The sequence below is a fragment of the Bradyrhizobium genosp. P genome, assembly GCF_049949265.1.
GTDB lineage: Bacteria > Pseudomonadota > Alphaproteobacteria > Rhizobiales > Xanthobacteraceae > Bradyrhizobium.
In genome coordinates this window covers 1,463,952-1,489,727 of record NZ_CP188195.1, presented here as the reverse complement: position 1 = coordinate 1,489,727, position 25,776 = coordinate 1,463,952, and the positions used below count along the sequence as shown (strand labels likewise).

Genomic DNA, 25,776 nt, shown 5'->3' with positions numbered 1-25,776 from the left:
CAAGGAATTCAGGTCTGGCTGTTGCGCCAGACGATGTCGCGCACCGCGATCTGCTTCGGAATCAGGCCGAGCTTGAAGAAGCGGTCAGCGACGCCCTGCTGGGTCGCAATGATGTCGTCGGTGACAGGACTGACCGAGAAGCCAGCCCGCTTGGCTGCGATGGTCTGGATGTCGAGCGGGACGCCGGTAACGGCGGCGAGCGATTTTGCGACCTCATCGCGATGCGCCTGCGCCCACACCGCCGTCGCGCTCGTGACATCGACAATCTGCTGCAGCACACGCCCGTGATTGTTCGCGAAGTCGCGGTTGGCGATGTAGAACGAATTGGTCTTGGTGATCTCGTAGCCATTGACCAGGATGCGGCCATTCTGCTTGGTCTCGCCGATCGCAAAATACGGATCCCAGATTGCCCAGGCGTCGATGCCGCCGTTGGCGAAGGCGGGGCCGGCGTCCGGCGGCGTCAGATAGACCGGTGTAATATCGGCGTAGGTCAGTCCCGCTTTCTCCAGCGTCTGCACCACGATGTTGTGCGCGCTGGAGCCCTTGGTGAAGCCGACGCGCTTGCCCTTGAGGTCAGCAATCCCGCGGATCGCCGAGTTCTGCTGCACCAGGATGCCCTGCCCATTGATGATCGGCTGTCCCGCCGCGTAGACGATCGCCGCACCCGCGGCCTGCGCAAACACCGGCGGCGAATCGCCGACCGCGCCGTAATCGATGCTGCCGACGTTCATTGCCTCCATCATCGGCGGGCCGGAGGAGAACTCGACCCATTTCACCTCGATGCCCCGCGGCTTGAAATGATTTTCCAGATCTGCCCGTTGCCGCGCGATAACCAGCACGCCGTTCTTCTGGTAGCCGATACGAATTTCCTTCACCTCGCCCTCGGCGCTCGCGCGCCGCGACAGCGCGGCCACGGCGGCAGAGCCGAGCGACAGTTTGAGGAACTCACGACGCTTCATTGCCAAAAACTCTCCTGACGATCGCGCGGGCTGCGCTGCACGATCGTGCGATGCCAGGATGATGGGGGCGGCGAATGAAGCTGTCGAGCACTGCAGAAAAATAGCGATGCCCGCACTGTCATGCGGGCAACGTGCGGGCGGTTTCTTTCAACGCGCCGATGGCGTGTAGCGAATTATTTTCCTCACGAGATCGCGATGTCGCTGCACAGCAATCGATCAGCCCGCCGCTGCCGTTTTGGGCCCGACATTGACGGCGAGTTTACCATAGCGATCCCTAAAGGCTTCGGTGTCGATCTCCTCGAGCTGGATCGCGCCACTGAGCACGCCCTGCTTCCAGGCGTCGTGCTCGGGATCGTTCCGGAACTCCGGCATCACTTCTTTCGCGAACAACTCGAGCGATTCGCAGATGTGCTCGTGGGTGTTCTTGCCGGCCTGGTTGAGCAGGATGACCTGGTCGATATGCGAGGCGCGGAAGCGCCGCAGCTTCCTGGCGATGGTCTCCGGCGAGCCGATCAGGCCGCCGCGAAGCGCTGCTTCCTGCGCCTCCGGATTCTCGCGCTTCCACTTGTTGTATTCGTCCCACATGTTGACGGTGCCCGGCGCCGGCCGCTGCCGGTTCTGCGCCTGTCCGTAATAGCGCAGCGCGAACTGGAAGAAGGTCGCGCCGTCAGCGCGCTTGCGGGCTTCCTCGTCGGTCTCGGCGCACATGAAGAACGAGACCAGCGCCATGTTCGGATTGATCTCGTAGTCGGCGAGCTTGTTCAGCCGCTTGGTGATCGCGTTGTAATAGGCGTGCACCCAGGCGTGCGCCGCGTCGGCGCTGACGAACTGGAAGCCGAGCGCGCCAAATCCGTTCTCGCCGGCACGTTCGATGGTGGGCAATTGCGAGCATGCCATCCACAGCGGCGGATGCGGTTTCTGCACCGGCTTCGGCACGACGTTGCGCAACGGAATGTCGAAATGCTTGCCGTGATGTTCGGTGCCGACCTTGCTGAACATCGGGAAGATCGCCTGAACGGCTTCCTCGAACACCTCGCGCTTGGTTTCCATGTCGCGGCCGAACGGCGTCAGCTCGGTGATCGAGGCACTTTCTCCCATGCCGAATTCGCACCGACCGTTGCTCAGGAGATCGAGCACCGCGACCCGCTCGGCGACGCGGGCGGGATGGTTGGTGGTGAGCTGGTAAATGCCATGGCCGAGCCGGATTTTCCTGGTGCGCTGGCTTGCGGCGGCAAGGAAGGATTCCGGCGCCGGCGAGTGCGAATATTCCTCGAGGAAATGGTGCTCCACGACCCAGGCATAGTCGTAGCCGAGCCGATCGGCGGTCTCCAGTTGCGTCAGCGCGTTCTGGTAAAGCCTGAGCTCGTCGCCGTCGCTCCACGGACGCGGCAGTTGCAGCTCGTAAAAGATGCCGAATTTCATGGCGTCACTCCCAAGGTCGCTTGTTCCAGCTTGTTGTTTGCGGCCAGTCTAGTGCCGGTGCGGTTCAAGTCTAGCCTCGGTCACGAAACTCCAATTCCGCGGTGCGGAAGTCGGCTTGATTGGAGCGCACGAATTGTTAGCTTGAGTGCGCTGAGTCGCGACGCTATCCGTGGCGCGCTCGTCCTTCCGAAAGCCCCATGACCAACTTCACGCCGCACCAGGATTCCGCGCTGAAAGCCGTTGCCGACTGGCTGAAGGCCAAACCCGGCAAAAACGGCACGCCTCCGGTGTTCCGCCTGTTCGGCTATGCCGGAACCGGCAAGACTACGCTCGCCCGCCACATCGCCGAGGGCGTCGACGGCGAGGTCAAGTTCGCGGCCTTCACCGGCAAGGCGGCGCTGGTGATGCGCAACAAGGGCTGCGACAGCGCCTCAACGATCCATTCGCTGATCTACCGCGCCCGTGAATCCGGCGTCGAGCAGCCGAGCTTCGAATTGTGGGACGACGCGCCGGCCTCGAAGGCCAAGCTGATCGTGATCGACGAATGCTCGATGGTCGACGCCGAGCTCGGCCGCGATTTGATGTCGTTCGACTGCCCGTTGCTGGTGCTCGGCGATCCCGCGCAATTGCCGCCGATCCAGGGCGGCGGCTTCTTCACCGATGCCGAGCCGGACGCGATGCTGACGGAGGTGCACCGCCAGGCGCAGGACGATCCGATCGTGCGGATGTCGATGGATATCCGCGAGGGCCGCGAGCTGGAAATCGGCCGCCACGGCGAGAGCGAAGTGGTTTCGCGCAAGGAACTCGATCCGGACCGCGTGATGAGCGCCGACCAGGTGCTGGTCGGCCGCAACAACACCCGCCGCGCCTACAACATGCGGGTGCGGCAGCGGCAGAACATCGAGGACCCCTTGCCGGTCGCCGGCGACAAGCTGGTCTGCCTGCGCAACAACCGCAAGAAGGGCCTGTTCAACGGCGGGCTGTGGCGGGTCAAGGCGCGCGCGCAGTCGAAATCCAAGATCATCACCATGCGCGTGACGCCGGACGAGGACTTTGGCTACAAGGTCACGAAAGTATCGGTGCGCGGCGAATGCTTCGACGGCGGCGTCGAGGGCGTGCCGTGGGAGCAACGCAAGCCGTATGACGAGTTCGACTACGGCTATGTGCTGACCGTGCACAAGTCGCAGGGCTCGCAATGGGACGACGTCGTGCTGTTCGACGAGAGCTTTGCGTTCCAGGACTCTCGTGCGAGGTGGCTGTACACGGGCATCACACGGGCGGCGAAGCGGCTGAGCATCGTGGTGTGATGCCGGGCGATGCGCAGCATCGTACTATGGTGCGCACTTGCGCACCTGAGAATCTCGAGATTCCCCGATGCGCAATTGCGCATCTGAGGTCTGGTCCTTTGGACCATCCGGGAATGACGCCTTCGAAGCGGCCGCTACTCCCTTGAAACACAGGCTTTTTCCTCACGAAACCGTGTCGCCTTGGCCGTAACAAAACGCCCTACCGCCCGTATCTTGAGGCGTTGGAGCGAAGCGGGCTGATTGCGAATGCCGGTCTTCGCTCTAAACTGGCCCCCAACCGCGATCCCACGAGGAACCCATGTCCCGCAGCTCTCTCAGCCGACTCACGCTTTGCGCCGCCGCGATCGGCGCGCTGGCCGTTGCCGCCTTTGCCGTTGCGCCCTCGCTTGCCGCCGAGGACGCCGTGATCATCCCGCCGCCCGCGACCGATGCGCAGGAAACCGGGATCAAGACCGTGGTCGTCGCCGGCGGCTGCTTCTGGGGTGTGCAGGGCGTGTTCCAGCATACCGCCGGCGTCGTCAATGCGGTGTCCGGCTACTCCGGTGGCGCGAAGGCAACGGCGGACTACGGCATGGTCTCGACTGGCACGACCGGTCATGCGGAGTCGGTCGAGATCAAGTACGACCCGCAGAAGATCTCCTACGGCAAGATCCTGCAGATCTTCTTTTCCGTCGCGCACGACCCGACCCAGCTGAACCGCCAGGGCCCCGACTCTGGCACGCAGTACCGCTCGGCGATCTTCACGACCAGCGACGAGCAGAAGAAGGTGACGGATGCCTATATCGCCCAGCTCGACGCGGCCAAGGTCTACGGCAAGCCGATCGTCACCAAGGTTGGTCCGCTGCAAGGGTTCTATGCGGCCGAGGGTTACCACCAGGACTATCTGACGCTGCACCCGAACCAACCCTATATTGCCTACAACGACATCCCGAAGGTCGAGAACCTGAAGAAGATCTTCGCGCAGAACTACATCGAGAAGCCAACGCTGGTGAGCAACGCCAAGGTCACCAACTGAGCATCTCCCACAGGAGGTTGAATGTCCGACACCAAGACTGACACCAAGACTGACACCAAGGTCCGCAAGAGCGAAGCCGAGTGGCGCAAGGAACTGACGCCGATGCAGTACGCCGTGCTGCGCGAGAAGGCGACCGAGCGCCCCTTCAGCGGCGAATATGAGCACGATCCGCGCAAGGGCACCTATGTCTGCGCCGGCTGCGGGCAGACGCTGTTCGAGTCCGACGCCAAGTTCGACTCAGGCTGCGGCTGGCCGAGCTTTTCGCAGCCCGCGGCCGAGAGCAACGTCGACGAGGAACGCGACGTCACCCACGGCATGGTCCGCACCGAGGTGCTGTGCTCGAAATGCGAGGGCCATCTCGGCCACGTCTTCAACGACGGCCCGGGCCCGACCGGCCTGCGCTACTGCATCAACTCCGCGGCGCTGAAGCTCGACGAGAAGAAATAGCCGTTGGCACTTGTCATGCGCGGGGCTCGACCCGCGCATCCATCGAAAGAAAGAACTCCTTGTCGCGGTGGATTGCCGGGTCAAGCCCGGCAATGACGATGGGTGGCTCGGCCCTCGAACTCATGATCCGCCCCGCGCGACCAGGGACCGGTCGATGCTCCGCGCCGCCCCGGAATGACGACGAAGTCATCGGCGACTCGTCCGAATTGTGCTTTCCTCTCCCTTGCGGGGCCGTCGGCGTCTCGCCGTGCGGCTGCCGCCCTTTCCGAGGAGGGCGCCATGTCGCTTGGACTGATCCTCATCATCCTCCTGCTGATTATCCTGCTTGGCGGTGCCAGTGGGCGGATCGGCGGCTATGGCTACGGCCTCGGCCACTCCGGAACCGGACTGATCGGCGTAATTTTGGTCGTTGTCCTGGTCCTGGTCGTTCTGGGCAAGCTGTAACCGCCATAAATCATTGAGATAAAATAACTAATTCAATCTGTTCCGCTGCTATGCGCGGATTCATCATGTGCCTTGCCCCGATGGTTCTGGGGTCGCATTTTTGTCAAATAGGCCTATATTGGGGGTTCAGTGATGTGCGGCGCGTCGCCGGTAGCGGCCCACCGTCCCCAAAAATCCAATTCGATAGCTCTAGCCGTCACGAAGATAAGAGGTCGTCGACAATGCGTCCCTTGCGTCCGTTCAACTACAACACCTCCGCCGAACTGTTTCCCGCCGCGATCCGCAAGAAGAAGCGGGCCGGGTTCGCCTATCGCCGTTTCGGCACCGCCGCCGAAGCCGTGCAGTTCGCGATGGAGCAATTGCCTGCGGATTCGCTGAACGGTGCCTATCTGCAGGTCGAGGAAGCGCGCTTCGACCAGAACGGCATCCGTTCGCTGTACGAAGCCGAATCCTTCCCGCTGCAGCGCCGTCCGCGTCCCGCTCAGGACCAGACCGACGCCGACGCCGCGTAAGCCTTTCTTCCTCTCACCCTGCCAACGAAAAGCCCTCGGACGTGTCCGGGGGCTTTTGTTTGTCGTGCGCTTGGTGTCGCCGGTTCATGCTTGCCGCGGCTGCTTGTCGAGCCATCGCCGAAGCAGCCGCATATTGCGGATATTGGCGCGGAACATGACGTCGAAGGCATCGCCCGCGACCGGCACCATGCCGACCACGCCGTCGACCGCGACATTGGCGAGCATCCGCGCGGTGATGTGCCAGGGCGCGCCGAGCGCGCGGGCCTCGCGCACCAGCCATAGCTGGATCACCGTCGTGATGATGTCGCCGACAATGGGAATCAGGCCGATCAGCCCGTCGATGCCGTAGCGGATATTGGTGCCGGGCAGGATGAAGGCGACGTCGAGCAGTTTTGCGATCGCCTCCAGCCGCGCCACCCGCTGCTCGCGCGTCAGATTGCCGAACGGGTTGGCGGCGGAATGGCGGAAGTCGAAGTGAAAGCCTTCGACCCGCGGGCGCGGCCCGGCCTCCGGGATTTCGTACCCGTCCTGGTCGATGACCTTGCCGCGGCCGCGCGCCTGCGGACCGCCGAACGGCGGCCGCGATCGCGCAGCGTTTGAGGTGAAGACGTCGTTATCGAGCATGGCCATCACATGGTAACGCCGGCGAGGGGTTCAAGTTGCTTCACATTACCGCTGTGTCATCTGCGGCTAGCAATACATCCGCCGCTTTTCGGTGACGCACTATCCACCGCCGTCGTCTTGGCGAAAGCCAGGACCCAATAGCCACCGAGCTCCGTTGTGAGCGGGATCGCGGTCCGGGCGTGCCACAACAATTGATGATTCGGGTAATGGGTCCTGGCGTGCGCCAGGACGACGTGAGGTTGATTCAGATTCACATATCAACAGCGAAAGGACGTGCGTCCGCATTTGAATGCGCGGCCGACGGTCCCGCGCGGATCGCCTCAGTGCTGCGCCGACGGCGCCGGCTGCGGCTCTTCGGCATATTTATGCGCGACCCACGACGAGATCACGCCCGGCACCAGGCCGACCACCCCATAGAGGATAAATTGCGCCGCGCCGCTCTCGGAGCCATGCGAAGCATAGGTGAATGCCGCGGCGAAGAACGCCACCACGCCGATGATCAGCATCCGCAGCACGGGTGAAATCCGCCTGACATGCATCAGGATGTCGTCGATCGCGCCGAGCATCATCGCCGGCACGATGCCGAACAGATAATTGTATTGCAGCGACTTCGCGAACACGGTGAACAGTTTTGCAACTTCACCGCGCTCGATCTCGGTCCAGTAGCCGGACTGGTAGGTGGTCGCGAGCAACAGCAGGAAGCCGCCGAGGAACGGCCCGATCGCTGCGAAGATGAAATAGCGTTTCATGGCGTGCCCTTGCCAGACATGAACCGAGTGTAACTCAGTCCTCTGATGGTTCTAGGGGAAATTCCGAGGGGTTCGTCAATGTTCCCGGCCCGCTTCGAACGGCGAGCCCATCGATGAACGTCTGGTGCCTCTGGGATACTGGATCGCCCGGTCGGCCGCCGGGCGATGACAGCGCGTGAGGAGGCGTGACGCGAATCTACTCCCCCCACGCCGCAAACGCCTCGTTGAAGGCGCGTTCGCCCGGGGCGCCCTTTTCGATCGCGATGATGGCGCGGCGCTGGTTGGTGTAGACCAGCGGCACGTCGAACCAGGAGCGCTCCTTCAGGAGCTGCAAATTGCGCGCGCGGTCGGCGTCGACGTTGGAGAGGCCGACCAGGAAGAAGCCGTCGGTGACCTTGACGGCAAGACCCGCCAACGGCGTGCCGCGGGCCTGCTCGTTAGACTTCATCAGGATGCCGGGCACGTTGCCGACGCCGCCATTGGCGAAGTCCGGCGGCAGGATGAAGGTCAATTCCGCGGTGTGGCTCGCCGGCAGCGATGTATCGGTGTTGCGGCGGAACGACATCGTCATCTTGAACTTGCGATCGGGAATGTCGATGTCGGCGCGCACCGCGATATCCGGCTTCTGGTTGCCGGACGCCTTGATCTGCTCGGTGCGCCACACCACCGAGCCGACATATTGCTTGCCCTTCGGATCGGACGGATCCTCGTCATACAGCACGACGCGCTGCGCCACTGGGGCGACCGGTTCGCCACTCGACGAGGGCTGGCCGACGCGATCGGCGATCTTCGGCTTGGTGGCCGGCGCGGAAGCGTCCTTCGGAGCCTCCGTCGACGGCGCTGATTTGAACAGGTCGCTGACAAACGCGACGGCCTGCTGCCGCAACAGGATGCCGGTGCCGACCAGGATCAGCACGATGCCGATCACGATCGCGCTCTTGAACGGGAACGTCGTGCCGGTGCGGACGCGCTTCTTCGGCTCGCGATCGGCGCTGCCGATCCGCGAGCGCGGCGGTGCCTGCGTCGGCGGCGGCGCATAGCGCTCGGCCTCCTCGATCGACTCGTCATAGGAGTACGGCGCGTCGGGATCGGCGCCGCGGTTCTCAAGGCCGGGCTCGAGCGGGTCGAATTCGGGCGAGGGCGACGGCACGTTGGCGTAGGTCTTGCGCGCGTTGCGACTGGCCTGCGCCGCGGCGCGACCGAGATCGTCGGCGTCGGCGGTGATGTCGCGGAAACCACGCACACCCGGTGCAGCCGGCGGAGGCGGCGCTTCGGCGCCACGGCGCGGCACCGGCGGGCGGTCGCGCGCCGTCTGCGGATCGGCGTCCGGCGCCTGCGGGGTCGGGGGGCGTGGCGGCACCGGCGGCGCATCGGCGCGCAAATTGCGCGGCGGACGGGTGTCGGCTGGCGGCGACGGGGCCGGCGGCGCGGTGGGACGCGGGCGCGGCGGCGCGCTGCCCGTGGGATTGCTCTCCGGCGGGCGGGCGGCATTGGCGCGCCGGAACGCATCGCCACCACGGGCGCCGCCCGGGCGCGAGGCCTCGCGGGCGCGCTGGGCGGCCTCGGACTCGACCTTGCGGACGGCCTCTTCCAGCGACAGCCGTTCGCGGGTGATCTCGGATTCGGAGAGCGGCGGCTGGACGCTGCGGAGCTGCTGGATCAGCGCCGCCCGCGCCCGCTCATAGAGCGCGCGGCGGCTTTCGCCGGGGGCGTTGGGGTCCAGTCCGGCAATGGCACGGGCGATCAGCGGGTAGTAGTCAGCCATTTCCATACAATTGGTGGGACATAGGTAATATCCCGTTAAGCCTCGAACGGATTCTGTACCAGAATAGTATCCTCACGTTCCGGGCTGGTGGACAACAGGGCGATCGGGCACCCCACCAATTCCTCGACCCGGCGGACATACTTGATCGCCTGGGCCGGCAGGTCGACCCAGGACCGCGCATTGGCGGTCGGCTGCTTCCAGCCCTCGATGGTCTCATAGATCGGCTCGAGACGGGCCTGCGCGCCCTCGCCCGCCGGCAGATGGTCGATCTCCTTGCCGTCAAGCTTGTAGCCGATGCAGACCTCGATGGTGTCGAAGCCATCGAGAATATCGAGTTTGGTCAGCGCCAGGCCGGCGATCCCGCAGGTGCGGACCGTCTGGCGTACCAGCATGGCATCGAACCAACCGACCCGCCGCTTGCGCCCAGTATTGACCCCGAATTCCTTGCCACGGCGGCCGATCTCCTCGCCGATCTCGTCATGCAGCTCGGTCGGGAACGGGCCGAGGCCGACGCGGGTGGTGTAGGCCTTGCAGATACCCAGGACATAGCCGACCGCGCCCGGCCCCATGCCGGTGCCGGTCGCCGCCTGCCCGGCCACCGTGTTGGACGAGGTCACATAGGGATAGGTGCCGTGATCAACATCAAGCAATGCGCCCTGCGCACCCTCGAACAGGATGCGCTTGCCCTCGCGGCGCTTGATATCGAGCAGCCGCCACACCGTCTCGGCATAGGGCAACAGCTTGGGCGCGAACGCCGTCAGTTCGGCGAGGATCCCCTTGCCGTCGATCTCTTCCAGATTGAGGCCGCGGCGTAACGCATTGTGATGGGCCAAAAGCCGGTCGATCTTGTGCGGCAGCGTATCGAGGTCGGCGAGATCCATCAAGCGAATGGCGCGGCGGCCGACCTTGTCCTCATAGGCCGGTCCGATGCCGCGACGGGTGGTACCGATCGCGGTGACCGCGTTGGAGGATTCGCGCAACGCGTCGAGCTCGCGGTGCAGCGGCAGGATCAGCGTGACGTTCTCGGCAATGCGCAAATTCTCAGGCCCGACGGCCACGCCCTGCCCCTTCAGCTTTGCCACTTCGTCGAGGAAGGCTTGCGGATCGAACACCACGCCGTTGCCGATCACCGCGAGCTTGTTGGGACGCAGCACGCCGGACGGCAGCAGCGCCAGCTTGTAGGTCTCGCCGTTGATGACCAGCGTATGGCCGGCATTGTGGCCGCCCTGGAAGCGCACGACGATGTCGGCCTGTTCCGACAGCCAGTCGACGATCTTGCCCTTCCCCTCGTCGCCCCATTGGGCGCCGACGACGACAACATTGGCCATTTCGAAGCTATTCCCTTCAGGTGTTTCTCAGAACATGATCGCGGCGAAAACGCGTCCGCCCACAGCGATCATGCATTGATGTGCCCAGCCCAAATCACGGCCGGGGCCGTTCGCACGCAAGGCGCCTAACCGGATAAAGGAAGCGGCTCGGCTGCGCAAGCAAGAAGGGCGCGCGTTAAGCCTTTTGGATAGGCTCCAACCCTTTGATATCCCCTGAAAATCCTAGGGCACCCGGACCTGCGCGGAGCTGGCGCGAATTTAATGTTGGCGCCACCGCGGCGGGCCGTGCAGGCGGTTGATCGCCGCCGCCGTTGCGGCGATCATCCGCCTGTAACAACCGGCTCCATCGATGCCCAATTCCACACCTGCGACCATGGCCCTGAGGAAGCTAGGCATTGCCTTCCGCCTCCACACCTATGTCTACGACTCCAACGCGGACAGCATTGGGCTGCAGGCGGCCGAAGCGCTCGGCGTCGAGCCGAACCGGGTGCTGAAGACGCTGATGGCCGAGGTCGACGGCAAGCCGGTCTGTGCCGTGGTGCCATCGGACTGCGAGGTCAGCATGAAGAAGCTCGCTGCCGTGATGGACGGCAAGTCCGCGAAGATGATGCGCCCGGCCGATGCCGAGCGGTTGACCGGCTACCATGTCGGCGGCATCAGCCCGTTCGGCCAGAAGAAGCGCGTGCCGACCGCGATCGACGTCTCCGCGCTCACCCACGTCACCGTGTTCGTCAATGGCGGGCAGCGCGGTCTGCAGATCGAGATCGACCCGAACGACGCAGCCCTGGCCGCCGGCGCGAGGATGACGGCGGTGGTGGCGCCGCGCGAATGATTCGGATTACGGCTGCTTTCGCGCCCACAGCATCGCCTCGACGATCGCTTCGCGGAGTCTCGGCCGCACCTGCTCGGAGCATTCGATGAGGGCCAGGATCGAATTGGCGCGGGCGGCAAAGCGTTCGCTGCGGTCTTCGGCGTCGTCGTCCGGCGGCGGCATTTTCAGGACGTCCATCAGGATTTCACTTCTCGTCGCGAGGTCGGCGACCAGCGGGAAGGCTTCGAGGCAAGCCGAGGCAACAAATCCTGGTTGGGCTCGCTTCACGGTTCACCCCCTGATTGCGTCAGTGTGATAGTTTTGCGATAAAAGTCCAGACCAGATGACTTGTATGCGATCACTTCGGACCATGGGTGCGCGCATCGGTGCGCACCCGGCACGGATCACGGATTGGGATACGGTGCGGATCTTCCTGCAGGTTGCCCGGATCGGCAGCTTCCGCGGCGCCGCAGCCGAGATGAACGTGTCGGCGAACTATCTGAAGAAGCGTATCTCGCAGCTCGAGGATGCCTCGCATGCGACGCTGCTGACGCGCCATGTCGACGGCGTCCGCCTGACGCCCGAAGGCGCCAAAGTGCTGGAGGCCGCGGAGCGGATGGAAGAGGCCTCGTTCGGGCTCGATCGCACGCTGAACCAGGTCGCGCCGGCCTTGAGCGGCGAGGTCAGGCTGGCCGTGACCGAGGGCCTCGGCACCTTCTGGCTGGCGCCACGGCTGGTCGAATTCCAGCACGCCCATCCAGGCCTCCTGGTTGACCTCAAATGCGAGATGCGGTCCGCTGACTTGCTGCGGCTTGAGGCCGATGTTGCGGTGCAGCTTGAGGAGCCGAACAAGCCCGATTTGAAACGCGCCAAGATCGGGCGGCTGCACATCATGCCGTTCGTCAGCCGGTCCTATGTCGCACGCTTCGGCCTGCCGAAGGACCGGGACGACATCAGGCAAAATCACCGCATCGTGCTGCAGGACGCCGACCAGGCCCGCGCGCAGCAGATCTACGACCAATATGCCGATCGCGAACCCATCGGCTTCGTCGCCATGCGCAACAACGTCTCGAGCGCGCATGTCTGGGTGGTCGCCAAGGGCGCCGGCGTCGGCTGGTTGCCGACCTACATCCCGTCGGTCACCGGACCGCTGATCCCGCTCGACATCGGCATCAACTTCTCGCTCGACATCTGGCTTGCCTACCATCCCGACGCCAACCGGATTCCGCGGGTCCGGCAATTGATCGAGTGCATCATGCAGGCGTTCGATGGCCGCAAATATCCCTGGTTCCGCGACGAATTCGTCCACCCCAACGATCTGCAGGGCTCTTACAAAGGCGAGGCGATGGGCAGCCTGTTCGCCGGCTTCGTGCGGGAACCGCAAACCTGAACCGCCTGACGGCAAGAGGAACTTCTCGCATGGTCGCGATGCGTCCGGTCCCATTGATGGAACGCCGGATTCCGTGTCTGTGAGATGCGCCGGGCATGTCATTCCGGCCCGGCGATTGCCCGCCGGGCGGGCCGCGGCGCCATGAACCCGGTCCTTTGAATGTCTGCTTCCGAATCCGCCAGAACGCCTGCGTCGGGCTCCTGGATCGCCAACCAGCCCTATCTGCTGCTGTGCATCACTGCGATGTGCTGGGCCGGCAACGCAATCGTGGGCCGGCTCGCTGCAGGCCACATTCCGCCGGTGACGCTGTCGTTCCTGCGCTGGTCGGCGGCCTTCCTGATCATCCTGCCGTTTGCCTGGAAACATCTGGTGCGCGACTGGGGCGCGATCCGCAACAATCTCGGCATCATGATCATGCTGTCGATCACCGGCATCAGCGCGTTCAACACGCTGCAATACTGGGCGCTGGAACACACCCAGGCGCTGAACACGCTGCTGCTGCAATCCGCGGCGCCCTTGGTGGTCGCGGTATGGTCGCTGATCCTGCTCGGCGTGCGGCTGACGCTGGCGCAGGCGCTCGGCGTGGCGCTGTCGCTCTGTGGCGTGCTGGTGATCCTGCTGCACGGCGATCTCACCACGCTGTCGAACATCGAGTTCAACAAGGGCGATCTGATCTTCATCGTCGCACTGGTGATCTTCGCGCTGTATTCGGTGCTGACCCTGAAGCGGCCCAAGATCCACGGCCTGTCGGTTGCCGGCTTCACGTTCGGCTGCGGCGCGCTCCTGCTGGTCCCGTTCTTCATCTGGGAACTCCATGCGCGCCCGATCATGGAGCTGAACACCAACAATCTGCTCTCGTTGTTCTATGTCGCGGTGTTCCCCTCGACCGTGGCCTATCTCTGCTTCAACCGCGGCATCCAGCTGATCGGCGCCAACCGCGCCGCGCCGTTCTTCCACGCGGTTCCGGTGTTCGGCGCCGTGATGTCGATCGTGTTCATCGGCGAGCATCCGCAGCCGTTCCATTTCATCGGCTTCGCGCTGGTGCTGGCCGGCGTCTTCGTGGCATCGCGGAAGCAGGCCGCTTGAGCCTGCTCTTCCTCGCCCCGCAAGCGGGGCGAGGTAAAGCAAGACGCGGTGACTATTTGACCCAAATCCGCTATCTCTTGGGGTCTGCTTCGCAGACAGGTTTCAAGCATGGCGCGCGCCAGCAATGTGATGATCGGAACGGTGACACTGGCCCTGATCGCGGGCTCGCTCGGCGGCTGGCTCGGCTATGAGCGCTATGCCGGCATCAAGCGCCAGGTGCCGTTCCGCGTCATCTTCGAGGGCTCGGCCTCCGGCCTGCGCCGCGGCGGCAGCGTGAACTTCGCCGGCGTGCGGATCGGCGAGGTGGTCTCGATCAGGCTGGACCATCACCGTGTGGTCGCGATGACGCGGATCGAGAACAACGCGCCGATCCGGAAGGACACCGAGGTCGGTCTCGAATTCCAGGGCCTGACCGGCATTGCCGCGATCTCGTTCACCGGCGGCTCCGACGGCGCCCCCCCGCCGCCGCTCGGCGCCGACGGCATTCCCGAACTGACCGCCGATCCCGAGGGCACCATGGGCGTGCCGGAGAAGCTGCGCCGCGCGCTGCGCAATGTCGACCGCGCCATCACCGAGAACGAGGGTGCGATCAAGGACACGCTGCGGAGCTTCGAGAATTTCACCAATTCACTGTCCGGCAATGGCGAAATGATCGCCGGCTTCATCGACGCCGCCGACGCCGGGGTGAGCGCGGTCGACGACAAGCTGACCGCGACCGACAAGTTCATGAAAAGCCTCGGCAGCGACAAATATGGCGGCGAGCTGCTGCCGACCGTGATCTCATTGCGCGAATTGATCCAGAGCTTTGACAAGAAGTCCGGCGTGGTTCTGGCCGACACCCGCAAGACGCTCAGCGACGTCAGCCAGTCGGTCAACGCGTTCAACGACAAAATTGTCGGGGCCCGCGGCAAGCGCTAACGTCAGCTACCAAGCAAGAACAACGGAAACACCGCCGTGCACGACCGGACCGCCATGCCCTCCCCGCCCCCTGCAACCGTGACCCGCGCCACCAGCGCCGTGCCGCGGCGTTTGCGGCGCTATCTCACGCTCGACGATTTCGAGCCGCAGGCGCGACGGATGTTGCCGAAATTCCTCTATGGCTACATCTCGGGCGGCGCCGAGACCGATGCGGCGCGCACCGACAACCGCAGGGCGTTCGACGAATACGGCTTCGTGCCGCGGGTGCTGAAGGACGCCTCCGGCCGCGACCAGACCACGACGCTGTTCGGCAGGACCTACGCCTCGCCGTTCGGCGTTCCACCGATGGGCTCGTCGGCGCTTGCCGCCTATCGCGGTGACATCGTTCTGGCACGTGCAGCGGCGGCCGCCGACGTGCCGATGATCCTCTCGGCCTCGTCGCTGATCACGCTCGAGGACGTCCGCGCGGCCAACCCTTCAGCCTGGTACCAGGCCTATCTCGCCGGCGTCGACGCGCGCATCGAGCCGCTGGTCGATCGGGTCGCAGCCGCCGGCTACGACACTTTCGTGGTGACCGCCGACGTGCCGGTGCCGCCGAACCGCGAGAACAACATCCGCAACGGCTTCCAGGTGCCGCTCGCGATCACGCCGAGGGTGTTCTGGGACACCATCACCCATCCCGACTGGCTGCTGAACACCTGGGCGCGCACGCTTGTGAATCATGGCATGCCGCATTTCGAGAACATGGACGCCAAGCGGGGCCCGCCGGTGCTGGCCAAGAACCTGATGCGCAACATCGGCAACCGCGACCAGCTCGCCTGGAAGCATGTCGAGCTGATCCGCAAACGCTGGCCCGGCAAGCTGGTGGTCAAGGGGCTGATCTCGCCGGAGGACGCGCGGCTGGCGCGCGAGCATGGCTGCGACGGCGTGATGGTCTCCAACCATGGCGGCCGCCAGCTCGACTACACCCTCTCCGGCTTGCGCACGCTGCCGGAGATCGCGGCGCAAAAGGGCGGCATGACCGTGATGGTGGATGGCGGCATCCGCCGCGGCACCGACGTGATAAAGGCGCTGGCGCTCGGCGCCGACTTCGTCTGGGTCGGCCGTCCCTTCCTCTATGCCGCCGTGGTCGCAGGCAAAGCCGGCGTGGCGCGCGCGATCGCGCTGCTGCATGACGAGATCGACCGCAACCTCGCGTTGCTCGGCATCCGCAGCCTCAAGGAGATCACGCCGGACCTGGTGCGGAAGTTTTAGGTCTCACCCACCCTTGAACTTGCTGTAGGCCTCGCGCGTCGCGATGATCACATGCTGTTCGCAGCCGTTGCGGCGATGCGGATCGCACTGCGTCTCGTAATCGGCCGAGGTCATCATGTCGATGAAGGCCGCGACACTGGGGTAATAGACAAGCGCGAGGTAGTCCCATTGCTGGCCGGCCGGCTCTCCCAGCGCGACGGTCTCCGCACTGCCGGTCCACAGCAGCGTGCCGCCGCGCGCCTTGATCATGGGAACGGTGAGCGCGCTGTAGCGCAGATACGCATCCCAGCCCGAACCGTCGCCGTCGAGTGATCGCGCGCGAAACCGCATCAGATTGACCATCACGACCGGCGCCTCGCCGTCCAGTTCGCTCAGGCCTTTGACGTTCAAGAGATCGACACCCATCAACAGCTCCCAACAAGACCTGTAGCTCCCAACAAGACCTGGCCGCGGTCCGGCCGCAACGATTATGTCACATGGCGGGGCTACCCTGAAATGGCGCTCCGGCCTCAAGCCTGCCAGCAGGCCGCAGCGATCCCGGAGGTCAAGGCCGTGATGACCCTTCCCGAACTTGCGGCCGACGCGCTCGGCAAGTTCCTCGGCGATTACATGCAACGCCGGTTCGGTGGCGCGCAATCCCAGCTGGTCGAGACGGTGCCCTCGATCGCGCGGATCGCGATCGAATGCATTGGCAACAGCGACGCGCTGTATCACAATGTCGAGCACACCATGCTGGTGACCCTGGCCGGCCACGACATCCTGCGCGGGCGCGCCTTGCACGCGCACATGACCGCGGAAGACTATGCCCACGTCATCATCGCCTGCCTCACGCACGACATCGGCTATGTGCGCGGCCTGTTCGAGGCCGACGACCAGGACGGCTATCTGGTCGACGCTGATGGACGCAAGGTCGCGCTGCCGCGCGGCTCGTCGGACGCCGCATTGCTGCCCTATCACGTCGACCGCTCGAAGATGTTCGTGATCGAACGGATCAAGGGCATCGCACAGCTCGACAGCGGCCGCATCGCGCGCGCCATCGAAGGCACGCGATTCCCGGAAAGTCTCCCGGCCGAGAACCAGGCATTCGACGACGAGGCCGCGTTGCTCCGCGCCGCCGACCTGATCGGCCAGCTCGGCGATCCCCATTACATCCGCAAGGCCAATGCGCTGTATCACGAATTCGAGGAGGCCGGGCTGAACCGCCAGCTCGGCTACGATTCGCCGGCCGACATCGTCAACCTCTATCCGCAGTTCTACTGGAACAGCGTCGCACCGCATGTCCAGAAGGCGATCCGCCACCTCAACATCACCTCCAGCGGGCGGCAATGGATTGCCAATCTCTACGGCAACGTGTTCCGCGCCGAGCGCGACATCTCGCTGTCGGGACCGCAGAAATAGGCACAGTGATCTGGGTCACGCGCGCTCGAATCTATCCCCGTCATCCTGAGGTGCGAGCCTCCTCGGCGAGCCTCGAAGGATGAATCGGCTACCATCCGGGCCGTGCATCCTTCGAGGCTTGCTCTGCTCGCACCTCAGGATGACGGGGGTGCTGCGCGGGTAATGACAGCGGTGATGACGAGCGACGCGCATGGCACCAATCCGCTCTTTTGTCTTGTCGCGACGCCGGATTCGGGCACAACATCGCACAGCAATGACCGATCTCCGCGCTTTGCCCGCACCTGCCGCACCCACGCATCGTTCGCCGCTGCACTGGCTCAACGACCAGCCCTATCTGCTGCTCAGCCTGACGTCGCTGTTCTGGGCCGGCAACATCGTGCTGGCCCGGCATGTCGGCAGCCATGTGCCGCCGATCACACTGACCACGGTCCGCTGGTTCGGCGTGTTCCTGATCCTGCTGCCGTTCGCCTGGCCGCATCTGAAGCAGGATTGGCCGAAGCTGCGCGCACAGCTGCCGCTGATGCTGCTGCTGTCCGCCGTCGGCTTCGCGTTCAACAACGCGATCTCCTACTGGGCACTGCAGTATACCGAGGCGCTGAATGCGCTGCTGATCCAGTCGGGAGGCCCGCTGTTCGTGGCGCTGTGGTCGCTGATCCTGTTCGGCGTCAGGCTGACGCCGGCGCAGCTTGCCGGCATCGCGATCTCGCTGGCCGGCGTGCTCACCATCATCCTGCGCGGCGATATCTCGGCGCTGGCCAGCATCAGCTTCAACAAGGGCGACATCATGTTCGGCGCCTCGCTGGTGTCGTTCGGGCTCTATTCGGCGCTGATCCCGCGGCGCCCGAGGATCCATCAGCTCTCGTTGATCTCGTTCACCACATGCTGCGGCGCGCTGTTGCTGCTGCCGGCCGCGATCTGGGAATTCTCGACCGGCGCGAGGTTGCAGTTCGACCTGCTGACCATGGCCACGCTCGGCTTCGTGCTGATCTTCCCGTCCACGCTCGCCTATCTGTTCTTCAACCGCGGCGTCGCGCTGATCGGTCCGAACCGCGCCGCGCCGTTCCTTCATCTGGTGCCGGTGTTCGGCTCGGCGATGGCGATCCTGCTGCTCGGCGAACAGCTCGCACCATATCACCTGATCGGCTACGCGCTCGTGCTCGCCGGCGTCGTGATCGCCTCGCGGCAGGGATCGGCCAAGCGCTAGCGGTCCCAAGCTGGAATCGCAGGGTGGGCAAAGGCGCGCTTGCGCCGCGCCCACCATCAAGTGTCGTGCTCTTGAAGGTGGGCACGCTTCGCCTTGCCGACCCTACGCACAAACCTACGCGAGCTACGCCACGCGGACCTTCTGCAGGAACCCGTCGACGGCGTTGCGCAGCATGCCCGACTGGGTGTCGAGTTCGCGGGCGTTCGACAATACGTCGCCTGCCGCAGTGCCGGTGGCGGCAGCCGCGGTGGTGACGCCGCCGATATGGGCCGAGATCTCGCTCGAGCCGGCCGCGACCTGCTGGATGTTGCGCGCGATCTCGCGGGTCGCATCGCCCTGCTGGTCGATCGCGGTCGAGATCGAGGAGGTGATCTCGCTCATCTGCGCGATGGTCGCGGTAATGCCGCCGATCGAGGCCACCGCCTCGCCGGTGGAGGCCTGCATCGCCGCGACCTGCGCCGAGATCTCCTCGGTCGCCTTCGCGGTCTGGTTGGCCAGCGCCTTCACCTCGGAAGCAACCACCGCGAAGCCGCGGCCGGATTCGCCGGCGCGCGCCGCCTCGATGGTGGCGTTGAGCGCGAGCAGATTGGTCTGGGCGGCGATCGAGTGGATGAGCTTGACCACCTCGCCGATCTTCTCGGCGCCGGTGGAGAGCGCCTGCACGGTGGCATTGGTGCGCTCGGCGTCGGCCACGGCCTTGCCGGCGACCTCGCTGGAACGCGCCACCTGGCGGGCGATTTCGGCAACCGACGAGGAGAGCTCCTCGGCCGCGGCGGCAACCGTGCCGACATTGTTGGAGGCGCTGTCGGAAGCTGCGCCCACGGTCGCGGCCCTTGCGCTGGCGTCGCTCGCGGTCGCGGTCATCGACTGCGCGGTGGTCTGCATGCCGGCCGCAGCCGTCGCCACCGAGCGGACGATGCCGTTGACGCTGCGCTCGAAGTCGCTTGCGATGTTCTCCATGGCGGTGCGGCGCTCGGCAGCGGCGCGGGCCTGGGTTTCGGCCTCGGCCTGTTCGAGACCACGAATGCGTACTGCGTTGTCCTTGAATATCTGCACGGTCGACGCCATCGCGCCGACCTCGTCGCCGCGACCGACGCCGGGGATCTCGCCGTCGAGCTTGCCGTCGGCGATGTCGCGCATGCGATTGCCGAGCAGATTGAGCGGCCGGGAGATGCTGCGGCCAATCAGCCAGGCGACCGAGCTGGAGATGATGCCGATGCCGAGAATGGCAAGACCGAGCATCCAGGTGATCGGCCGCATTTTGGTGTCGATGTCTTCAAGATAGGCGCCGGTGCCGAGGTACATGTCGAAGCCGGGCACCGCGACGGCATAGCCGAGCTTGCGGATCGGCGTCTCCTGACCGGGTTTCACATATTCATAGAACAGCAGGATATCGCCGTTGGCCTTGACACCGTTCATCAGCTCCTGGGACAGCTTGCGGCCGTTGGTCACGACGTCCATGCGGTTGGTGCCGACCTGCTTCGGATCGGGCGCCAGCACGGTGATGCCGTCATAGGACGTGCCGAACAGATAGCCGGAGCCGTTGTCATAGGTCATGGCGTTGGCGCGCTTGCCAAGCTCGGCCATCGCGGCCTCCTTGGTCAGCTTTCCGGCGTCGACGTCCTTCTTCAGGCTTACCGCGTAGTTCTTGGCCATCTCGACCATCGCCTTGGCCTGGTCGATGCGCGCATTCGTCATCTCACGCTGCATCAGATTGATCGCGAGGATGCCGGCGGTGCAGAGGCCGACAAGGGCCACGCCCACCAAGATGCCGAGCTTGGGGGTGATCTTCAGATTTGACAGCTTCACGGGGATCTCCGGGAGGTGGGGAACGCGGCGCGATGGGTGGATTGATTCCGCTCACCGTAATGTGAGACCCTTTACCCGTTGGTTACACAAGTTCCCCGTAGAAGCCCGGAGAATCGCGCTGAACACCAACCGGCAATTGTGGAGGGGGCAGCCCAAGTCGCGTAGAAGAATATGTCGCGTAAAAGCATATGAAGGCGGCGGCGCGAGACCGCGGCCTGGCAATCAAGAAGAGCAAGAAGCAAACCAGCAACGAACAATAACAGAAGACCTACATCGGGAGCAGGCAATGCCGAAATTCAGGGTGGTCACGCCGAAGGGCGCAAGCTTCACGGTCGCCGGCGGCGGCTACGACTATGAAAAGGAGGCGCTCGACCCTGTTGGCGCCGAGATCGTCGAGGCCCCGGCCAACGAGGCCGAGTTCATCGCCGCGGCAAAGACCGCGGACGCGATCTACGCCAAGGGCATGCCGATCACCAAGACGATCATCGACGCCCTCGAAAACTGCAAGGTGATCACGCTCGGCAGCGTCGGCGTCGACTCGGTCGACGTGAAGGCCGCGACCGCCCGCGGCATCCCCGTCACCAACATCCCCGACACCTTCATCGAGGAGGTCGCCGACCACGCCATGATGCTGCTGCTGTCAGGCTTCCGCCGCCTGGTCGAGCAGGACCGGATGGTGCGGACCGGCCGCTGGGCCGAGGGGCGCCCGGCGCTTTTGAAAATTCCACGCCTGATGGGCCAGACGCTCGGCTTCATCTCGTTCGGCCGGGTCGCGCGCGCGGTGGCAAAACGCGCCGCGCCGTTCGGCCTGCGGATGATGGCCTACGACCCCTTCATCCAGGAAACGCTGATGTACGACCACGGCGTGATCCCCTCCACGCTGTCGGAGGTGCTGTCGCAGTCGGATTTCGTCTCGATGCATGCGCCGGCGCGGCCCGAGGTGCACCACATGCTGACCGAGAAGCATTTTCGTCAGATGAAAAAAACGGCTGTTTTCGTCAACACCGGCCGCGGCGCCACCGTCGACGAGGAGGCGCTGATCAAGGCGCTGCAGGAGGGCTGGATTGCGCACGCCGCGCTCGACGTGCTGGAAAAGGAGCCGCCGTCGCACAACAATCCGATGCTCGGGATGGACAATGTTACCCTGACCGCCCACGTCGCCTCGGCCTCGGCACGTTTTGACGAGGCACGCAAGCGCCGGGTGGGCTACGAATTGTCACTAGTGCTGCAAGGCATGTGGCCGGTAAGCTGCGTCAACCCGTCGGTGCTGCAAACCACCGCGCTGCGCCGCTGGCAGCCTGTCAGCATGGATCGCGGTCCGAACAGCTAGGCGGCGGCGCATTGTCACGCGAGGGCCCGTCCCGCAAGCGAAGCGGGACGGCGGGCTTCACGTGCGCGCTGGGACCAAGGCGACCCTTCACCGGCGGCCAACGCCGGGAAGAAACAACAAAAACAGAAGACCAGGGAGAGCGAACGAATGAAGACCGAGATCACGCGTCGCGACGCGTTGGCGCTGGGGGTTTCCGCGGCAGCATTGGCTGCAACCGGGGCTGCGGCGCAGGATGCATCGAAGGTGAAGGCCGCCGAGGTGGCCGCGCCGTCGCTGCCGATCGAAAAGGGCGCGACGTTGCGGATGCTGCGGCCGGTACGCTTCGTCCAGGCCGACGAAGACGTGTTCCGTACCAATGCCAAGAAATTCACCGACAAGACCGGCGTCGAGGTCAAGGTCGATTTCGTCGGTTGGGAGGACATCAACCAGCAGACCGCTGTGACCTCGAACTCCGGCGCCGGCCCCGACATGATCATCGGCTTCGGCGACGCGCCGCACATCTATGTCGACAAGCTGATCGAACTGACCGACGTCGCCGACTATCTCGGCCAGCGCTATGGCGGCTGGCTGACGCTGGCGCAGAAATACGGTATGCGCGCCAAGTCGAAGACCTGGATCGGCCTGCCATTCGGCGCCTCGGGCGGTCCGCTGGTCTACCGCAAGTCGCTGGTCAAGGCCGCCGGCTTCGACAAGGTGCCGGACGATCACGCCGGTATCCTCGAGCTTTGCAAGAAGCTGAAGGCGGCCGGCAAGCCCGCGGGCTTCGCACTCGGCAACGCCGTCGGCGACGGCAACGGCTTCGCGAGCTGGATCCTGTGGTCGCACAACGCCGCGCTACTGGATCCAGAAGGCAACATCGTCATCAACAGCAAGGAGACGATCGCCGCGCTGAAATATCTCAAGGAGCTGTATCCGACCTTCATCGCCGGCACGCCGTCGTGGAACGACGTCTCCAACAACCGCGCCTACTCGGCGCAGGACATCAGCCTGACCGCGAACGGCGTCTCGCTGTACTTCTCTCTGAAGAACGATCCCGCGACCAAGGCGATCGCCGACGACACCGAGCACCAGTTCCTGCCCAAGGGGCTGGCCGCGACCTATCCGATGTCCGGCCTGACGCTGAACGCGATGGTGTTCAAGCACAGCCCCTACCCCAACGCAGCGAAGGCCTTCCTGCAGTTCATGCTGGAAAAAGAGCAGTATGAGCCGTGGCTCAATGCCAACTCGGGCTACTGGGCGCAGCCGCTGGCGGCCTATGCCGATGCCGCGGTGTGGTCGGGCGACCCCAAGGTCGCGATCTTCAAGGATACGATGAAGAGCCCCTATTACAACGGCTACAACGGGCCGATTTCGACCGGGACCGGCGCTGTCACTGCCGACTACGTGCTGGTGCAGATGTGTGCATCGGTCGCGACCGACGCGGCGACGCCGGAAGCCGCCGCGGCGGAAGCCGAGCGGCGCGCGAAGCGATATTTCCGGAGGTAGCAGGCAGCGGCCGTCATTGCGAGGAGCAACGCGACGAAGCAATCCATTCTTTCTTTGTGCGGAGACATGGATTGCTTCGCTTCGCTCGCAACGACGGTGTGGTGACGGCATCCGCACCAGGATAGGCCATCAATGTCCGTAACGACCATCCCCGCCCGCACCTACGCGCTGCGCCAGCCGAGCTGGATCGCGCGGGTGTTCGACTACAAGCCGTTCCTGATCGTGGTGTGCCTGACGCCCGCGATCGGCCTGCTGCTGGTCTTCCTGACCTATCCGCTTGGCCTCGGCATCTGGCTCGCCTTCACCGACACCACCATCGGCCGGCGCGGCGTCTATGTCGGGCTGGAGAATTTCCAGTATTTGCTCAGCGATCCCCTGTGGTGGAACGCGGTGTTCTACAGCATCTTCTACACCGCGGTCGCGACCTTCGGGAAATTCGCACTCGGCTTCTGGCTGGCGCTGCTGCTCAACAACCATTTCCCGTTCAAGAGCCTGATCCGCGCCATCGTGCTCTTGCCGTGGATCGTGCCGACGGTGCTGTCGGCGCTGGCGTTCTGGTGGATCTACGATCCGCAATTCTCGATCATCTCTTATCTCCTGGTCGACGTGCTGCACGTCCGCTCGACCAATGTCGACTTCCTCGGCTCGCCCTGGCCGGCGCGGTTCTCGCTGATCGCGGCCAATATCTGGCGTGGCATTCCGTTCGTCGCGATCTCGCTGCTGGCGGGATTGCAGACCATCTCGCCCTCGCTCTACGAGGCCGCGATGCTCGACGGCGCCACCGCCTGGCAGCGCTTTCGCTACATCACCTTCCCGATGATGATGCCGATCCTGGCGATCGTGATGACGTTCTCGATCATCTTCACCTTCACCGACTTCCAGCTCGTCTACGCCATCACCCGCGGCGGTCCCGTCAACTCGACCCACCTGCTCGCGACGCTGGCGTTCCAGCGCGGCATCGCCGGCGGCGAGCTCGGCGAAGGTGCCGCGATCGCGGTGTCGATGATCCCGTTCCTCGTGTTCGCGACGTTGTTCAGCTACTTCGGCCTCGCCCGCCGCAAATGGCAGCAGGGAGAGGCCAATGACTGACGTAACGGCTCAATCGAGCAACGTCGCCAGCGCCACGCCCGACACGATGTCGTGGGATTCCCGCACGCGGCGAGTGGTGATGATCTATCTGCCGCTGGCCTGCTTCGTCGTGATCCTGCTGTTCCCGTTCTACTGGATGGCGATCACTTCGTTCAAGCCGAACGCGGAGCTGTTGAACTACAAGGAGCACAATCCGTTCTGGATCACATCGCCGACGCTGGCGCATATCAAGCACCTGTTGTTCGAGACCTCCTATCCACGCTGGTTGAAGACCACCATGCTGGTCGCTGTTGGATCCACCGTGCTGTCGTTGTTTGCCTCGACGCTTGCGGCCTACGCCATCGAGCGGCTGCGTTTCCGCGGCAGCCCCTATGTGGGCCTCGGCATCTATCTCGCCTATCTGGTGCCGCCCTCGATCCTGTTCATTCCGCTCGCGACCGTGATCGTGCAGTTCGGCCTGTTCGACTCGCCGCTGGCGCTGATCCTGGTCTATCCGACCTTCCTGGTGCCGTTCTGTACCTGGCTCTTGATCGGCTATTTCAAGTCGATCCCCTATGAGCTCGAGGAATGCGCATTGGTCGACGGCGCGACGCGGCTGCAGATCCTGTGGCGGATCACGCTGCCGCTCGCGGTGCCCGGCCTGATCTCCGCCGGCATCTTCTCGTTCACGCTGTCGTGGAACGAATTCATCTACGCGCTCGCCTTCATCCAGAACGGCGCCAACAAGACGGTACCGGTTGCAATCCTGACGGAGCTCATCACCGGCGACGTCTATCAGTGGGGCGCGCTGATGGCAGGCTCCCTGCTCGGCTCGCTGCCGGTGGCGCTGTTCTACTCGCTGTTCGTGGATTACTACGTGTCGTCGCTGACCGGCGCGGTGAAGGAGTAGCGGGCGTTCTGCTCTATCCCCGCGACCCTGAGGAGCGCCGAACGCGCTTCTCAGGGTCATGGAGATTGTCGCATTCCTTCATCATGCCGCGGTGTTCTTCGCCCGCTCGGTGATCAGCACCTCGAAGCCTTCAAACTTGGGATGGCCGAGATAGAGGCTGCCGCCGGCTTCGTTGCCGGCACGGGAATGCGCGCGGCGGAAAGCTTCCGACTTGGTCCAGGCCTCGAACGCGGCCTTGTCGGCCCACACCGTGTGCGTGGCGTAGAGCGTGTGGTCCTCGGCCTCCGGCCCCTTCACCAGGTGAAACTCGATGAAGCCCGGCGTGTCGCCGAGATAAGACTCCCGGGTCTTCCAGACGGTCTCGAACGCCTGCTCCGAGCCCTTCTTCACCTGAAACCTGTTCATTGCGATGAACATGAAAGCATTCTCCTGTCTACAGCGGATGTCTTCGTATCCTGCCAACCGATCTCGTTGATAGCACGACCTATCGCGATCCAGTATTCGAGAGGCACTCATAATCACGCGAGGGACCGCGGCGTAC

Annotated in this window: 26 protein-coding genes; 16 read left to right on the top strand and 10 right to left on the bottom strand. The window is 64.4% G+C overall.

The genetic code is table 11. The features are described from left to right. Nucleotides 1-8 precede the first annotated feature (8 nt). Entirely contained in the window at nt 9-959 is a 951-nt protein-coding gene (locus tag ACP2YO_RS07165; protein ID WP_426440234.1) for a sulfonate ABC transporter substrate-binding protein, read from the bottom strand. 216 nt (nt 960-1,175) lie between these two features. Further along, nucleotides 1,176-2,381, bottom strand: a complete 1,206-nt coding sequence (locus ACP2YO_RS07160) for an LLM class flavin-dependent oxidoreductase (protein WP_426440233.1) — start codon at nt 2,379-2,381, stop codon at nt 1,176-1,178. A 197-nt stretch (nt 2,382-2,578) separates the two neighbouring features. Between ACP2YO_RS07160 and ACP2YO_RS07155 the strand changes: the two genes are divergently transcribed. The 5 genes from ACP2YO_RS07155 to ACP2YO_RS07135 all read left to right on the top strand — a co-directional run bounded on the left by ACP2YO_RS07155 (nt 2,579) and on the right by ACP2YO_RS07135 (nt 6,106). Further along, the gene (locus ACP2YO_RS07155; RefSeq protein ID WP_426440232.1) at nt 2,579-3,688 is read left to right on the top strand and encodes an ATP-dependent DNA helicase; all 1,110 of its coding nucleotides are present in this window, start codon (nt 2,579-2,581) and stop codon (nt 3,686-3,688) included. Nucleotides 3,689-3,986: 298 nt separating this feature from the next. After that, entirely contained in the window at nt 3,987-4,703 is a 717-nt protein-coding gene (gene msrA, locus ACP2YO_RS07150; protein WP_426440231.1) for a peptide-methionine (S)-S-oxide reductase MsrA, read from the top strand. A gap of 21 nt (nt 4,704-4,724) precedes the next feature. Continuing rightward, nucleotides 4,725-5,150 carry a peptide-methionine (R)-S-oxide reductase MsrB gene (msrB, locus tag ACP2YO_RS07145; RefSeq protein ID WP_426440230.1) on the top strand — a complete coding sequence of 142 codons (426 nt, stop codon included), beginning with the start codon at nt 4,725-4,727 and terminating at the stop codon, nt 5,148-5,150. 279 nt (nt 5,151-5,429) lie between these two features. After that, nucleotides 5,430-5,594, top strand: a complete 165-nt coding sequence (locus tag ACP2YO_RS07140; protein WP_426440229.1) for a DUF3309 family protein — start codon at nt 5,430-5,432, stop codon at nt 5,592-5,594. A gap of 221 nt (nt 5,595-5,815) precedes the next feature. Beyond that, nucleotides 5,816-6,106, top strand: coding sequence for a hypothetical protein (locus tag ACP2YO_RS07135; RefSeq protein ID WP_426440228.1), 291 nt, complete (start codon nt 5,816-5,818; stop codon nt 6,104-6,106). 84 nt (nt 6,107-6,190) lie between these two features. Here the strand turns inward: ACP2YO_RS07135 and ACP2YO_RS07130 are convergent, their stop codons facing one another. The 4 genes from ACP2YO_RS07130 to ACP2YO_RS07115 all read right to left on the bottom strand — a co-directional run bounded on the left by ACP2YO_RS07130 (nt 6,191) and on the right by ACP2YO_RS07115 (nt 10,572). Further along, a complete protein-coding gene (locus ACP2YO_RS07130) occupies nt 6,191-6,736 on the bottom strand; it encodes a DUF4112 domain-containing protein (protein ID WP_426440227.1) in 546 nt (181 codons plus the stop codon). A 314-nt stretch (nt 6,737-7,050) separates the two neighbouring features. Then, complete coding sequence (locus ACP2YO_RS07125) at nt 7,051-7,479, bottom strand: DUF5413 family protein (RefSeq protein WP_426440226.1); 429 nt, start codon at nt 7,477-7,479, stop codon at nt 7,051-7,053. Between the two features lie 196 nt (nt 7,480-7,675). Then, nucleotides 7,676-9,244: a hypothetical protein gene (locus tag ACP2YO_RS07120; protein WP_426440225.1), complete on the bottom strand. Its 1,569-nt coding sequence runs from the start codon at nt 9,242-9,244 to the stop codon at nt 7,676-7,678. Nucleotides 9,245-9,279: 35 nt separating this feature from the next. Then, entirely contained in the window at nt 9,280-10,572 is a 1,293-nt protein-coding gene (locus tag ACP2YO_RS07115) for an adenylosuccinate synthase (protein WP_426440224.1), read from the bottom strand. 349 nt (nt 10,573-10,921) lie between these two features. Here ACP2YO_RS07115 and ybaK point away from each other — a divergent pair, with 349 nt between their 5' ends. Next, nucleotides 10,922-11,404 (top strand): Cys-tRNA(Pro) deacylase, encoded by a 483-nt coding sequence (gene ybaK, locus ACP2YO_RS07110; protein ID WP_426440223.1) that lies wholly within the window; start codon nt 10,922-10,924, stop codon nt 11,402-11,404. A gap of 6 nt (nt 11,405-11,410) precedes the next feature. Here the strand turns inward: ybaK and ACP2YO_RS07105 are convergent, their stop codons facing one another. Then, nucleotides 11,411-11,671: a hypothetical protein gene (locus ACP2YO_RS07105; protein WP_426440222.1), complete on the bottom strand. Its 261-nt coding sequence runs from the start codon at nt 11,669-11,671 to the stop codon at nt 11,411-11,413. Between the two features lie 64 nt (nt 11,672-11,735). On the opposite strand from ACP2YO_RS07105, the gene ACP2YO_RS07100 reads away from it, so the two are divergent. The 4 genes from ACP2YO_RS07100 (at nt 11,736) to ACP2YO_RS07085 (ending at nt 16,031) form a co-directional block, all read left to right on the top strand. Continuing rightward, nucleotides 11,736-12,773 carry a LysR family transcriptional regulator gene (locus tag ACP2YO_RS07100; RefSeq protein ID WP_426440221.1) on the top strand — a complete coding sequence of 346 codons (1,038 nt, stop codon included), beginning with the start codon at nt 11,736-11,738 and terminating at the stop codon, nt 12,771-12,773. A gap of 159 nt (nt 12,774-12,932) precedes the next feature. Beyond that, nucleotides 12,933-13,859, top strand: a complete 927-nt coding sequence (locus ACP2YO_RS07095; RefSeq protein ID WP_426440220.1) for a DMT family transporter — start codon at nt 12,933-12,935, stop codon at nt 13,857-13,859. A gap of 108 nt (nt 13,860-13,967) precedes the next feature. Beyond that, on the top strand, nt 13,968-14,777 hold the full coding sequence (locus ACP2YO_RS07090; protein WP_426440219.1) for an MlaD family protein: 810 nt from the start codon (nt 13,968-13,970) through the stop codon (nt 14,775-14,777). Between the two features lie 99 nt (nt 14,778-14,876). Next, on the top strand, nt 14,877-16,031 hold the full coding sequence (locus ACP2YO_RS07085; RefSeq protein WP_426443095.1) for an alpha-hydroxy acid oxidase: 1,155 nt from the start codon (nt 14,877-14,879) through the stop codon (nt 16,029-16,031). Between the two features lie 3 nt (nt 16,032-16,034). On the opposite strand, the gene ACP2YO_RS07080 is transcribed toward ACP2YO_RS07085, so the two are convergent. Further along, entirely contained in the window at nt 16,035-16,436 is a 402-nt protein-coding gene (locus tag ACP2YO_RS07080; protein ID WP_426440218.1) for a DUF1330 domain-containing protein, read from the bottom strand. Between the two features lie 147 nt (nt 16,437-16,583). Here ACP2YO_RS07080 and ACP2YO_RS07075 point away from each other — a divergent pair, with 147 nt between their 5' ends. After that, nucleotides 16,584-17,429 (top strand): metal-dependent phosphohydrolase, encoded by an 846-nt coding sequence (locus tag ACP2YO_RS07075; protein WP_426443094.1) that lies wholly within the window; start codon nt 16,584-16,586, stop codon nt 17,427-17,429. 253 nt (nt 17,430-17,682) lie between these two features. Further along, entirely contained in the window at nt 17,683-18,633 is a 951-nt protein-coding gene (locus tag ACP2YO_RS07070; protein ID WP_426440217.1) for a DMT family transporter, read from the top strand. Nucleotides 18,634-18,756: 123 nt separating this feature from the next. Here ACP2YO_RS07070 and ACP2YO_RS07065 read toward each other — a convergent pair whose 3' ends face one another. Continuing rightward, on the bottom strand, nt 18,757-20,442 hold the full coding sequence (locus ACP2YO_RS07065; protein WP_426440216.1) for a methyl-accepting chemotaxis protein: 1,686 nt from the start codon (nt 20,440-20,442) through the stop codon (nt 18,757-18,759). 286 nt (nt 20,443-20,728) lie between these two features. Between ACP2YO_RS07065 and ACP2YO_RS07060 the strand changes: the two genes are divergently transcribed. From ACP2YO_RS07060 to ACP2YO_RS07045, 4 genes are all read left to right on the top strand, one after another. After that, nucleotides 20,729-21,772 (top strand): C-terminal binding protein, encoded by a 1,044-nt coding sequence (locus tag ACP2YO_RS07060; protein ID WP_426440215.1) that lies wholly within the window; start codon nt 20,729-20,731, stop codon nt 21,770-21,772. 147 nt (nt 21,773-21,919) lie between these two features. Continuing rightward, nucleotides 21,920-23,257, top strand: a complete 1,338-nt coding sequence (locus tag ACP2YO_RS07055; RefSeq protein WP_426440214.1) for an ABC transporter substrate-binding protein — start codon at nt 21,920-21,922, stop codon at nt 23,255-23,257. A 132-nt stretch (nt 23,258-23,389) separates the two neighbouring features. Continuing rightward, on the top strand, nt 23,390-24,346 hold the full coding sequence (locus ACP2YO_RS07050) for a carbohydrate ABC transporter permease (RefSeq protein WP_426440213.1): 957 nt from the start codon (nt 23,390-23,392) through the stop codon (nt 24,344-24,346). After that, nucleotides 24,339-25,235, top strand: coding sequence for a carbohydrate ABC transporter permease (locus ACP2YO_RS07045; RefSeq protein ID WP_426440212.1), 897 nt, complete (start codon nt 24,339-24,341; stop codon nt 25,233-25,235). Before ACP2YO_RS07050 ends, ACP2YO_RS07045 begins: the two co-directional genes overlap by 8 nt. 81 nt (nt 25,236-25,316) lie before the next feature. Here ACP2YO_RS07045 and ACP2YO_RS07040 read toward each other — a convergent pair whose 3' ends face one another. Beyond that, on the bottom strand, nt 25,317-25,652 hold the full coding sequence (locus ACP2YO_RS07040) for an antibiotic biosynthesis monooxygenase family protein (RefSeq protein WP_426440211.1): 336 nt from the start codon (nt 25,650-25,652) through the stop codon (nt 25,317-25,319). Nucleotides 25,653-25,776 lie beyond the last annotated feature (124 nt).

Coding starts and splice junctions, on each gene's coding strand:
- ACP2YO_RS07120 (WP_426440225.1), bottom strand. CDS start 9,244: ATGGCTGACTACTACCCGCTGATCGCCCGTGCCATTGCCGGACTGGAC.
- ACP2YO_RS07140 (WP_426440229.1), top strand. CDS start 5,430: ATGTCGCTTGGACTGATCCTCATCATCCTCCTGCTGATTATCCTGCTT.
- msrB (WP_426440230.1), top strand. CDS start 4,725: ATGTCCGACACCAAGACTGACACCAAGACTGACACCAAGGTCCGCAAG.
- ACP2YO_RS07130 (WP_426440227.1), bottom strand. CDS start 6,736: ATGGCCATGCTCGATAACGACGTCTTCACCTCAAACGCTGCGCGATCG.
- ACP2YO_RS07060 (WP_426440215.1), top strand. CDS start 20,729: ATGCCGAAATTCAGGGTGGTCACGCCGAAGGGCGCAAGCTTCACGGTC.
- ACP2YO_RS07040 (WP_426440211.1), bottom strand. CDS start 25,652: ATGTTCATCGCAATGAACAGGTTTCAGGTGAAGAAGGGCTCGGAGCAG.
- ACP2YO_RS07080 (WP_426440218.1), bottom strand. CDS start 16,436: ATGGGTGTCGATCTCTTGAACGTCAAAGGCCTGAGCGAACTGGACGGC.
- ACP2YO_RS07160 (WP_426440233.1), bottom strand. CDS start 2,381: ATGAAATTCGGCATCTTTTACGAGCTGCAACTGCCGCGTCCGTGGAGC.
- ACP2YO_RS07070 (WP_426440217.1), top strand. CDS start 17,683: ATGACCGATCTCCGCGCTTTGCCCGCACCTGCCGCACCCACGCATCGT.
- ACP2YO_RS07135 (WP_426440228.1), top strand. CDS start 5,816: ATGCGTCCCTTGCGTCCGTTCAACTACAACACCTCCGCCGAACTGTTT.
- ACP2YO_RS07155 (WP_426440232.1), top strand. CDS start 2,579: ATGACCAACTTCACGCCGCACCAGGATTCCGCGCTGAAAGCCGTTGCC.
- ACP2YO_RS07050 (WP_426440213.1), top strand. CDS start 23,390: ATGTCCGTAACGACCATCCCCGCCCGCACCTACGCGCTGCGCCAGCCG.
- ybaK (WP_426440223.1), top strand. CDS start 10,922: ATGCCCAATTCCACACCTGCGACCATGGCCCTGAGGAAGCTAGGCATT.
- ACP2YO_RS07100 (WP_426440221.1), top strand. CDS start 11,736: ATGCGATCACTTCGGACCATGGGTGCGCGCATCGGTGCGCACCCGGCA.
- ACP2YO_RS07055 (WP_426440214.1), top strand. CDS start 21,920: ATGAAGACCGAGATCACGCGTCGCGACGCGTTGGCGCTGGGGGTTTCC.
- ACP2YO_RS07090 (WP_426440219.1), top strand. CDS start 13,968: ATGGCGCGCGCCAGCAATGTGATGATCGGAACGGTGACACTGGCCCTG.
- ACP2YO_RS07045 (WP_426440212.1), top strand. CDS start 24,339: ATGACTGACGTAACGGCTCAATCGAGCAACGTCGCCAGCGCCACGCCC.
- ACP2YO_RS07125 (WP_426440226.1), bottom strand. CDS start 7,479: ATGAAACGCTATTTCATCTTCGCAGCGATCGGGCCGTTCCTCGGCGGC.
- ACP2YO_RS07115 (WP_426440224.1), bottom strand. CDS start 10,572: ATGGCCAATGTTGTCGTCGTCGGCGCCCAATGGGGCGACGAGGGGAAG.
- ACP2YO_RS07165 (WP_426440234.1), bottom strand. CDS start 959: ATGAAGCGTCGTGAGTTCCTCAAACTGTCGCTCGGCTCTGCCGCCGTG.
- msrA (WP_426440231.1), top strand. CDS start 3,987: ATGTCCCGCAGCTCTCTCAGCCGACTCACGCTTTGCGCCGCCGCGATC.
- ACP2YO_RS07095 (WP_426440220.1), top strand. CDS start 12,933: ATGTCTGCTTCCGAATCCGCCAGAACGCCTGCGTCGGGCTCCTGGATC.